Source organism: Vibrio sp. 10N.286.48.C11, assembly GCF_041469805.1.
GTDB classification, from domain to species: domain Bacteria; phylum Pseudomonadota; class Gammaproteobacteria; order Enterobacterales; family Vibrionaceae; genus Vibrio; species Vibrio crassostreae_C.
On the sequence record NZ_JBFRLK010000013.1, the window covers coordinates 53906 to 65156 of the forward strand.

General features: G+C 46.6%; 8 protein-coding genes. 3 read left to right on the top strand and 5 right to left on the bottom strand.

Annotation, left to right across the window (positions count from 1 at the left end; genetic code table 11):
* Nucleotides 1-60: 60 nt before the first annotated feature.
* Both ppc and AB4209_RS04675 read left to right on the top strand, forming a co-directional pair.
* Nucleotides 61-2697: a phosphoenolpyruvate carboxylase gene (gene ppc, locus AB4209_RS04670; RefSeq protein ID WP_170791819.1), complete on the top strand. Its 2637-nt coding sequence runs from the start codon at nt 61-63 to the stop codon at nt 2695-2697.
* A 373-nt stretch (nt 2698-3070) separates the two neighbouring features.
* On the top strand, nt 3071-3610 hold the full coding sequence (locus tag AB4209_RS04675; RefSeq protein WP_372055001.1) for a PadR family transcriptional regulator: 540 nt from the start codon (nt 3071-3073) through the stop codon (nt 3608-3610).
* Nucleotides 3611-3734: 124 nt separating this feature from the next.
* Here the strand turns inward: AB4209_RS04675 and metF are convergent, their stop codons facing one another.
* From metF to AB4209_RS04690, 3 genes are all read right to left on the bottom strand, one after another.
* A complete protein-coding gene (gene metF, locus AB4209_RS04680) occupies nt 3735-4634 on the bottom strand; it encodes a methylenetetrahydrofolate reductase (protein WP_004729683.1) in 900 nt (299 codons plus the stop codon).
* Between the two features lie 297 nt (nt 4635-4931).
* A complete protein-coding gene (locus AB4209_RS04685) occupies nt 4932-7343 on the bottom strand; it encodes a bifunctional aspartate kinase/homoserine dehydrogenase II (RefSeq protein WP_372055003.1) in 2412 nt (803 codons plus the stop codon).
* Nucleotides 7344-7345: 2 nt separating this feature from the next.
* On the bottom strand, nt 7346-8527 hold the full coding sequence (locus tag AB4209_RS04690; protein ID WP_017063681.1) for an O-succinylhomoserine (thiol)-lyase: 1182 nt from the start codon (nt 8525-8527) through the stop codon (nt 7346-7348).
* Nucleotides 8528-8735: 208 nt separating this feature from the next.
* Between AB4209_RS04690 and metJ the strand changes: the two genes are divergently transcribed.
* Entirely contained in the window at nt 8736-9056 is a 321-nt protein-coding gene (gene metJ, locus AB4209_RS04695; RefSeq protein ID WP_004415993.1) for a met regulon transcriptional regulator MetJ, read from the top strand.
* Between the two features lie 166 nt (nt 9057-9222).
* Here the strand turns inward: metJ and AB4209_RS04700 are convergent, their stop codons facing one another.
* Complete coding sequence (locus tag AB4209_RS04700) at nt 9223-10530, bottom strand: malic enzyme-like NAD(P)-binding protein (protein ID WP_017063680.1); 1308 nt, start codon at nt 10528-10530, stop codon at nt 9223-9225.
* A 334-nt stretch (nt 10531-10864) separates the two neighbouring features.
* Nucleotides 10865-11083: a 50S ribosomal protein L31 gene (gene rpmE, locus AB4209_RS04705; RefSeq protein ID WP_004737142.1), complete on the bottom strand. Its 219-nt coding sequence runs from the start codon at nt 11081-11083 to the stop codon at nt 10865-10867.
* Nucleotides 11084-11251 lie beyond the last annotated feature (168 nt).

An 11251-nucleotide genomic window follows, 5' to 3' on the forward strand; every position in this document is an offset into this window, starting at 1 on the left:
CTTTTCGCTAGATTGTGTACTTAACAAGGAACAATGGATGTAATTTTTTTACGAGGCAGGATGACAATGAACGAGAAATACGCCGCTCTCAAGAGTAACGTAAGCATGCTGGGACGCTTGCTAGGTAACACAATCCAAGATGCACATGGTGACGTTATCTTAGAGAAAGTGGAGACTATCCGTAAACTTTCCAAATCCGCCCGCGCAGGCAACAAAGCTGACCGTGACAGCCTAGTTGAAGAAATCAAAAACCTGCCGAACGAACAACTCACTCCTGTTGCTCGTGCATTTAACCAATTTCTCAACCTCACCAACATGGCAGAGCAGTACCACACCATCTCTCGCCACTGTGAGGAGCATGTTTGTGAACCAGACGTGCTGCAATCTCTATTTTCCAAATTAAACCAGAATGACATCAGCAAGCTAGACGCGGCTCAAGCCGTTCGCGACCTGAACATTGAACTCGTTCTGACTGCACACCCAACAGAAATCACTCGTCGCACCATGATCAACAAGCTAGTTAAGATCAACGAGTGTCTGTCTAAATTAGAATTAAGCGACCTATCACACAAAGAGCGCGTGAAAACCGAACGCCGCCTAGAGCAACTGATCGCTCAAGGATGGCACTCAGATGTGATTCGTCAACAACGCCCAACGCCACTTGATGAAGCTAAGTGGGGCTTTGCGGTTGTAGAAAACTCTCTATGGGAAGCCGTTCCTGACTTCCTACGTGAAATGGATGGCCGACTAAAAGGTTATCTTGGTGAAGGCCTGCCGATCGATGCACGCCCAGTACACTTCTCATCTTGGATGGGCGGTGACCGCGATGGCAACCCATTCGTAACGCACACCATCACTAAGGAAGTTCTGCGCCTATCTCGTTGGAAAGCTGCCGATCTTTACTTAGGCGACGTAAACGAGCTGATTACCGAACTGTCGATGACTAAGTGTAATGATGCCGTTCGTGAGCTAGCAGGTGATGAACACGAAGCTTACCGTGCAATCCTGAAGAACCTACGCACTCTACTGAACAACACGCTAGAAGTGCTGGATGCAAAATTGCATGACACAGAGGTTCCGAAGAAAGAAACACTACAGAACATCGAGCAACTTTGGACACCGCTTTACGCATGTTACCAATCGCTGCACGAATGTGGCATGGGCGTAATCGCAGACGGTTCTCTGCTTGATACTCTGCGCCGCCTAAAAGCGTTCGGTGTACACCTAGTTCGTCTCGATGTTCGTCAAGAAAGTACTCGTCACTCAGATGTACTGTCTGAACTGACTCGCTACCTAGGCATTGGCGACTACGACCAATGGAACGAGCAAGACAAGATTGCTTTCTTAACCAATGAATTAAGCTCTAAGCGTCCGCTTCTTCCTCGCGATTGGGAGCCATCTGAACAGGTTAAAGAGGTTTTAGACACCTGCAAGGTTATTGCTGCTCAACCTCGTGAAGCCTTCGGTGCTTACGTAATTTCTATGGCTCGTACTGCATCGGATGTACTGGCTGTTCACTTACTACTGCAAGAATGTGGCTGCCCATACCGCATGGACGTATGTCCGCTGTTCGAAACGCTAGACGACTTGAACAACTCAGAAGCAGTAATGAAACAGCTAATGAGCATCGACTTGTACCGTGGCTTTATCCAGAACCACCAAATGGTGATGATCGGATACTCTGACTCAGCGAAAGATGCGGGCGTAATGTCTGCAGGTTGGGCTCAATATGATGCAATGGACAAACTGGTTAAGGTTTGTGATGAAGAAGGCATTGAACTGACTCTATTCCACGGTCGTGGCGGTACGGTTGGTCGTGGTGGTGCTCCGGCGCACGCTGCTCTTCTTTCTCAGCCACCTAAGAGCTTGAAAGGCGGTTTACGTGTAACAGAGCAAGGCGAAATGATCCGCTTTAAACTTGGCTTACCAGACGTTGCTGTAAACAGCTTCAACCTTTACGCAAGCGCGATTCTAGAGGCGAACCTTCTGCCGCCACCTGAGCCAAAACAAGAGTGGCGCGACCTAATGGAAGTGCTATCTCAAGTATCTTGTGAGGCTTACCGCAACGTGGTTCGTGGCGAAGAGAAATTCGTACCTTACTTCCGTCAAGCGACACCTGAACTGGAGCTAGGTAAACTGCCTCTTGGCTCTCGCCCTGCGAAACGTAACCCGAACGGCGGCGTAGAAAGCCTACGTGCGATTCCATGGATCTTCTCTTGGAGCCAAAACCGTTTGGTACTGCCTGCATGGTTAGGCGCTGGTGAAGCGATTCAGTACTCTGTAGATCAAGGCCATCAAGCCCTGCTCGAAGAGATGTGTCGCGAGTGGCCGTTCTTCTCTACCCGTCTCGGTATGTTGGAAATGGTGTACTCGAAGTGCAACATGGAAATTGCGAAGTACTACGACCAGCGTCTTGTTGACGAAGAGCTATTACCTCTGGGTGAGTTACTGCGTGAACAGCTACAAAAAGACATCAAAGCGGTACTGAATGTAGAAAATAATGAGAACTTGATGCAGAGCGACCCTTGGGGGCTTGAGTCAATTCGCCTACGTAACATCTACGTTGAGCCACTAAACATGCTTCAAGCAGAACTGCTTTACCGTACTCGTAAGTGTGAAACACCACCAGCAGAGCTAGAAGAAGCGCTAATGGTGACGATTGCAGGCATTGCAGCAGGTATGCGAAACACTGGTTAATTAGTGATTCCTACTATAACCTGATCAGCATTTATATCTAAAAAAAGAACAAAAGGTCGCCACGTGCGACCTTTTTATTTTGCAAAATAACCACTAGTGAGTGTTTTGCCAGTTTTTTGGGTTATTTTGTCCATGTATTCTACTTTATGCTTATTATTTAGATATACTACTGCTCCGCTGCGGAAACACTCCAAAAAAATAATCTGCAGCAACTTGACCAATAAACTGGTCAACCTAGGTGATAAACGGCTTTGTAAGGTGACATAACCAACCGATGAGTTGGTGCTACTTAGACATAACCAATATAACGTGCCATTAGAAGCACACTTGTTGTTTAAGTATTTGTTTACTGTTTACCATTTGGATTTCAGACATGTCATTACCACACGTAATTCTAACCGTTTTAAGTACACGCGATGCTACTGGTTACGATATCACAAAAGAATTCTCCGCAAGCATTGGTTACTTCTGGAAAGCTAGCCATCAACAAGTTTACCGCGAGCTAAATAAAATGGCTCAGAACGACCAGGTAACTTGCGTGCTTGAGCCTCAAGAAGGCAAACCTGATCGTAAAGTTTACTCTATCACTGATGCTGGCCGTGGCGCGCTAGGTGAATGGTTTGAACAACCAACTGCACACCCAACCGTTCGTGACGAGTTCTCAGCTAAGCTAATGGCTTGTGCTGTACAACCTTCTGACGCTTACCGTTTACAACTTGCTGAGCTAGTAGAAGAGTCTCGCAAACTGGTTTCTCACTACAAAGAAATCGAAGCAGCTTACTACGCAACGCCATCGACACTAGACAAGCAAGCACGCCTTGAGCGTCTAACACTTCGTCGTAACCTACTTATCCGTGAAGCATGGATTGTATGGGCTGAAGAAGTACTGCTTGAACTTGGCGCTCTAGCTTAAGTTAAGCTAGAAAAGCAAAAGGCTTGAACTCTATGAGTCCAAGCCTTTTTTGTATCTATAGGATTTGAAATGTTACTGCCAGAGGCTTTTTACAAGTGCTTAGGCTTTACTTCTTAGACTTTTCTTACAGCGCAGCGACTTGCGGACGAACACCTAGCGTATGGCAAAGTGCATAAGTCATTTCTGCACGGTTTAGCGTGTAGAAGTGGAAATCTTTCACACCTTCACGGCTCAGTGTACGAACCATATCAATTGCTTGGCTAGCACCAACAAGCTGACGAGTCGTTGGATCATCATCCAAACCTTCAAACTGCTTCGCCATCCAGCCCGGTACTTTTACGTTGTTCATCGCAGCAAAGCGAGATGCTTGCTTGAAGTTAGAAACCGGTAAGATGCCCGGAACAATCTCCACATCCACACCTGCCGCTACACAACGGTCACGAAAACGTAGGTAGCTTTCTACATCGAAGAAGAACTGAGTGATTGCACGGTTAGCACCCGCATCCACTTTACGCTTTAGGTTAATAAGATCAGATTGAGCGCTTTTTGCTTCAGGGTGAACCTCAGGGAATGCCGCTACTGAGATATCAAAATCGTGGCGAGATTTAAGTAGTTCAACTAAATCAGATGCGTACATCTCTGGCGCGCCGCCGCCTGCTGGAATGTCACCACGCAGCGCAACAATACTCTCGATACCATTTGCCCAGTAATCGTCAGCGATTTGAATCAGCTCTTCGCGGCTCGCATCAATACACGTTAAGTGAGGTGCCGCCACTAGGCCAGTTTGGTTTTTAATTTCTTTAATGATTGAGTGGGTACGGTCACGTTCACCCGAGTTTGCACCGTAAGTTACCGATACAAATTTTGGTTGAAGTGTTTTAAGACGGTGAACAGAATTCCACAGGGTCTCTTCCATCTTCTCACTGCTCGGTGGAAAAAACTCAAATGACACATTGATGTTGTCAGAAAGCTCAGCGATATTCTGATTTAAAGCGTCGATATGACTAGCGTGTGTGTATCCCATCTTACTCTCCCTGTGGCAAAAGCAACCACTAAAAACTCAAATCCTTAAACGACGTTTAGACGTCTATATGTCTGTAGAATGTATTGAATACGATTTAATGTCAACAGATCCATTATGAATTTTTCTCAAGTAGATCGTGAGTAAAACTCAAGTCGTTAAATGGGTCGCAAAGCAGAAATAATGTAGAAAAAAGGCTGAAAAACACATCGTGCTTTCAGCCTTATTTATCTTAGTGAATAGTATGCTATTTACGCATTAAAACAATTGATCTGAGTATTAAACCAACCGATCTGAGTATCAGAACAGGCTAGACATTCTGTTTAGGTCAGATTGAATTGCACCCGCTGTGACTTCACGTCCTGCACCCGGGCCACGGATAACCAATGGATTATCTTTGTACCATTTGCTCTCAATCGCAAAGATGTTGTCGCAAGGCAGCAAGTTTGCCAGAGCATGTTCTTTAGACAGTGCCTCAACGCCTACGGTTGCCTTACCGTTCTTCTCCAAACGCGCTACGTAACGCAGAACTTTCTGTTGAGAGTGCGCTTTCTCTAAGCGCTCAGCCAGCTCTTCGCTTAGAACAGAAGCTTTGTCGAAGAAGTCATCCACTGATAGATCTTGCAGCTCTTCAGGTACGAGCGATTCCACTTTTACGTTTTCAGGTTCGATATCCAAACCCGATTCACGCGCCAGAATCACCAGCTTACGCATCACGTCTGAGCCATCTAGGTCAGCACGCGGGTCCGGTTCAGTCAGCCCTTGTTGCCACGCTAAGTCGACCAACTCGCTGAATGGTACCGTGCCATCAAACTGTTGGAACAACCAAGACAGCGTGCCTGAGAAAATACCTGACAACGCAATAATGTCATCGCCGCTTTCTCGAAGGTCTCGTACTGTGTGGTTAATCGGTAAGCCTGCACCCACTGTCGCGTTGTACAACCAATGACGGCTGATCTTAGCGAAAGCATCTTGTACTTGATGGTAATACTCGCTCGATGCAGAACCAGCCACCTTGTTAGCCGAGATCAGGTGGATACCTTGTTGTGCAATTTGCAGGTACTTTGCTGCAAGCACAGGGCTTGCGGTCACATCCAGAACCACTGCTTCGTCATAACCTTGTATAGAGCCCAAACGCTCTAACCAGTCGTTACCATTGTTGGCAATCGCTTCATCGTCAAAGCGCTTGCTCACTGAGGTCGCATCAACGCCTTGATCGTCGAACCAATAGGTTTGACTATCAACCACGGCAACCAATTCAAAGTTCATTCCACGGCGCTTTTCAAGTTCCGCTTTTTGTTCAGCAAACAGACTTAACCAACTTGAACCAATGTTGCCCTTACCACACAAGGCAATCGCAACACGCTTCTGCGCTTGGAACAGTTGAGAGTGAATGCCTTTCACTAGGCTTGATGTTTCACTCTTACGAATCACAGCCACCAAGCTTAAGCCAGAGTTCGCTTCTGAGATGAACTCAACCGGCGAGCTCTTAAGCTGCTGGTAGAAGCCGTAGCAATGATTCGGGTTCTTAGTCACACCTGCACCCACTGCAGCAATCAGAGAGAAACCTTCTTTTAGCTTAATTTCCGCTTCAATCGCATGATCTTGGAGATATTCTAATGCACCACCAGCGATCTCTTCCGTATAGGCAAGACGCAAGCAGTGTTGATCCGGTTCAAGCTCATAAGCAAGCGGCTCAAGTTGAGCACGCTTAAGCCCTTCAAGCACTTCACTCTCTAGACGGTCGAAATCATGGCCGTGACCAAAGGTCAGCTGCACGATAAGCACTTCATCCAGAGAGGTAATGATTTTTGCGCCACGACCCGATGCCAGTACACGCTCGATCTGTGTAGAGCCCGCCTCCGGCTGATAGCTGCAGCGTAAGCTGAGATCCATAGCACTTTGAGCCACAGGCTGTAGCGTTCGGCTGTGAAGCACTGGAGCGGCAAGACGAGCCAATTCGCTGGCTTCATCAAGGCGAAGTAGAGGCAATAGACACGCATCTGAAACCAGACGAGGGTCAGCGCTGTAAACGCCTGCCACATCACTCCAAATCGTCACGCGTTCAACTTCAGCCAAAGCACCAATCACGGTTGCTGAGTAATCCGAACCGTTACGGCCAAGCAATACCGTTTCACCCTCGCAGTTCTGAGCCATAAAGCCCGTAATCACCACGCGGCAATGTGCATGCTGCGCCAAGGCTTCTTTGATCAGAGGGTAAGAACGTGCGCGGTCGACTTCAGGCTGAGCGCCCACTTCTGCACGTAAAAAAGCACGCGCATCTTGAGCAACGGCTTGTAAATCATGCTGGCACAACAAAGCCGCGAGTATACGTGAAGACCAAACCTCACCGTGTCCAAGCACTTTTGCTTTTTGTGCTTCGCTCAAGGGAGCCGTTAGCTCACCCAAAGCGGTAAATTCTTGTTGAATGGTTGAAGTAAGTTGTGCGGCTGATTCACCCTCAAGCAGTGCTTCAATCAGATCGAGTTGGAACTGACGAAGTGCTTGTAGGCATTCATGGGCAATACGACCATCTTTGTCGAGCGCTTCAACAAATTCAATCAAACGGTTAGTTGTTTTGCCTGCTGCCGATACCACCACCAAATCAGATGCTGATGAGTATTCTCTAAGAATGTTGACCACGCGTTGGTAACATTCAGGATTCGCTAAACTGCTGCCACCAAATTTATGTAGCTGGCGAAAGGTTGCCATTATTAACCCTCCCCTTCAGCGATAAAGCGCTGTGTTCTTTCAAACGCTTGCTTGAGGTCATCGATTAGGTCTTCTGCATCTTCAAGGCCAACAGATAGACGCAGTAGTTGCTGAGAAACACCCGCTTCTGCTAAGGCTTCTTCACCCATCGCGCGGTGAGTCATCGACGCAGGGTGACAAATCAGGCTTTCAACACCGCCCAATGATTCTGCCAAAGAAAACAGCTCTAACTTATCAACAAAGTATTTAAGCGCCTCGAATGAGCCCGCAAACTCAAAACTGAGCATGGAACCAAAGCCCGATTGCTGTTTCTTCGCGATATCATGACCCGGATGTTCAGGAAGGCTTGGGTGGTAAATAGTGCCAACAAGATCTTGTTGCTGCAGAGACGCTAGAATTTCACGTGAGCTTTCTTCGTGAACTCGCATACGCGCACCTAGCGTACGAATACCACGTAAAGTCATGTAGCTATCAAATGGTGTGCCGGTCGCACCAATACAGTTGCCCCACCATGCTAACTCTTCAGCGTGTTCTTCTGTCTTAGTGACCACAACGCCACCAATAACATCTGAGTGTCCATTGATGTACTTAGTGGTTGAGTGGATAACAAAATCAGCACCCAGCTCTAAAGGCTTTTGGAACACAGGTGTCAAAAACGTGTTGTCGACAGCAACCAGAGCACCAACCTCTTTCGCTTTACGGCAAGTTTCTGCAATATCAACCACGCGAACCAGTGGATTCGATGGGGTTTCAATTAAGATCAACTTTGGCTTAAGCGCGAGCGCCGCATCCAGCGCTGCTTGATCCGATTGATCAACGAACAGAACTTTGAAGTCACCTTTTAGCGAGCGAGTGTTAAACAGACGGTAAGTACCGCCGTAGCAATCGTGCGGTGCAATAATAAGATCATCGCCGCCTAAGAAAGCCGAAACCCATAAGTTAAGCGCCGAAGTACCACAGTTAGTCACAACCGCGCCTTTGCCTGATTCAAGCTCAAACAGTGCCGTCTCTAATAAACCGCGGTTTGGGTTACCAGAACGGGTGTAATCGTACTTTGGCACTTCACCAAAAGCGGGAAACCCATAGTTAGTCGAAAGATAAATGGGTGGGACAACGGCATGGTGTTGCGTGTCTGACTCGATACCAGTACGTACTGCGATAGTTGCTGGCTTCCGGCTGCTCATAGGTGCTTCCTTACAAGTTTTGCGTCTGAGAATCACAGCGGCTTGTCGGCATTTTGCGGCTGTGTTAGATATATGTTATTCACTTTACTTTCATAAACGTGAGACGTCAACACTTCTAGACGTCTATATGTCTTTGCTTATGGCAGTAAATCCCGCTAAAATCACCACTATTAATTTATTCTAACAACTAAAGTGATGAAGGTACGCAATGGCCGACTGGAATGGTGAATACATAAGCCCATATGCTGAGCATGGAAAGAAAAGCGAACAAGTAAAGAAAATTACAGTTTCTATCCCTCTAAAAGTGTTAAAGGTTCTTACTGACGAGCGTACTCGCCGCCAGATTAATAACCTACGCCATGCAACAAACAGTGAGCTACTGTGCGAAGCCTTTCTACATGCGTACACAGGCCAACCACTACCAACGGATGAAGACCTTCGTAAAGACCGCCCAGACGATATTCCTGCTGAAGTGAAAAAGCTGATGACAGAGATGGGTATCGAGTTCGAAGCGTTTGACGAAGAATAAAAACAACTCAGTCACTGCCTTCATTATTGATTCGCTCTAGCTGAACCTTATTTATCACATCGCGCATAGCTTTTTATGATTGCGCTGTGAATGATAGACATAAAAAAACCGACTCCAGATGAGTCGGTTTTTTATTATTCTTTTTGGCTCAATAGAGCAACAGCTATTAAGCCATATAGTTAGCAGGCATCTCGATACGAGCTACGCCAGATTCAACAGCCGCTTCCGCAACTGCTCGTGCTACGCGAGGAAGTAGACGTGGGTCCATTGGCTTAGGAATGATGTAACCCTTACCGAACTCCAGTGCAGTCTCGCCCGCAGCTGCTAGTACTTCAGCTGGAACTTCTTCTTTCGCCAGTTCACGAATCGCTTTAACCGCCGCTAGCTTCATTTCGTCATTAATTTCGCTCGCACGCACGTCTAGTGCACCACGGAAAATGAATGGGAAACAAAGTACGTTGTTTACTTGGTTAGGGTAATCACTGCGGCCTGTACCCATGATTAGGTCAGAACGAACTTCGTGTGCAAGCTCAGGCTTGATCTCTGGATCTGGGTTTGAACATGCAAACACAACAGGCTTATCAGCCATCAGCGTTAGTGCTTCAGCAGGCAGTAGATTCGGCCCCGATACACCCAAGAACAGGTCAGCGCCTTCGATAACATCTTCAAGCGTACGCTTATCAGTGTTATTTGCGAACAGCTCTTTGTATTCGTTTAGGTCATCACGACGAGTATGGATCACACCTTTACGGTCAAGCATGTAGATTTTTTCACGCTGAGCGCCACACTTAATCAGTAGTTCCATACAAGCAACCGCCGCTGCGCCAGCACCTAAACAAACGATCTTACACTCTTCAAGTTTCTTACCTTGAAGCTCGATCGCATTCAGCATACCCGCTGCCGTTACAATCGCTGTACCATGTTGGTCATCGTGGAATACCGGAACATCACAACGTTCAATCAGGCGACGTTCAATCTCAAAACAGTCTGGTGCTTTGATGTCTTCCAGGTTAATACCGCCGAATGTATCTGCGATATTCGCAACTGTATCAACGAACTCATCGATTGTGCGGTGTTTTACTTCAATATCGATAGAATCTAAACCAGCAAAACGCTTAAACAGGAGCGCTTTGCCTTCCATAACAGGTTTAGAAGCAATAGGGCCAAGGTTACCTAGGCCAAGAATCGCTGTACCGTTAGAGATAACTGCAACCATGTTGCCTTTACCTGTGTACTTATAAACGTTATCAACGTTCTGTGCGATCTCGCGAACAGGCTCAGCCACGCCTGGGCTGTATGCAAGTGCTAGGTCTTCTGCAGAGTTTGCAGGCTTCGTCAGTTCTACGGCAATTTTGCCTGGAATTGGGAACTCATGGTAATCAAGAGCTTGCTGACGGAATTGTTCTTGAGGCGATAACGATTTTTCAGATGATAACGCTTGAGAGGATTGAGCTTGGCTGCTGTCTTCAGACATAGGTGTAGGTTCCTAGGATATTATTATTTGGGGGATCTTGTTCATGTTAATGGATGTACTTCAAAGTTCCTAGGTGGTTGAAGCCTCTGTCTCATTAAAAAACGAGATTTCACTACTAATAAGACCAGTGAGCAGTTGAAATTACTATCGCTTGTTGAAGTTTCGTGCTGAATTTTGGTGAAGAGAGATACGCAAGGAATTGCCCTGAAATAGAATAGAGAGGCAACTTATCGTTGGGTGAGAGTGATGCTTGAATAGAAGTCAGTGCTTTCTCAAATTACAGGCAACAAAAAAGGACACCGAAGTGTCCTTTTTCATGTCTAAATAGCGAGAATTACTTCTTGCTAGAAAGAGCACCGAAACGCTTGTTGAAGCGATCAACACGGCCGCCAGTATCTACGATACGTTGCTTACCAGTGTAGAACGGGTGACATTTGTCACATACGTCTAGGTGGATTGATTCTTTTGCTAGCGTTGAGTTGAACTCAAATGTGTTGCCGCAAGAACAAGTTGCAGTAACTGCTTTGTATTCTGGGTGGATTCCAGCTTTCATGGGATAACCTCAAGTAGGCCGTGTCGCTATACGATTCTAAGCCGCACACCACACGTAGTTTAAAAAAGAAATAAAGACACCGCATCGACACAAAAGAGTGATGAAGCCATACCTTTAAGGCGCAGTATAGTAATGAATCTATAAAGCAGGATCAACCGATTTGATACA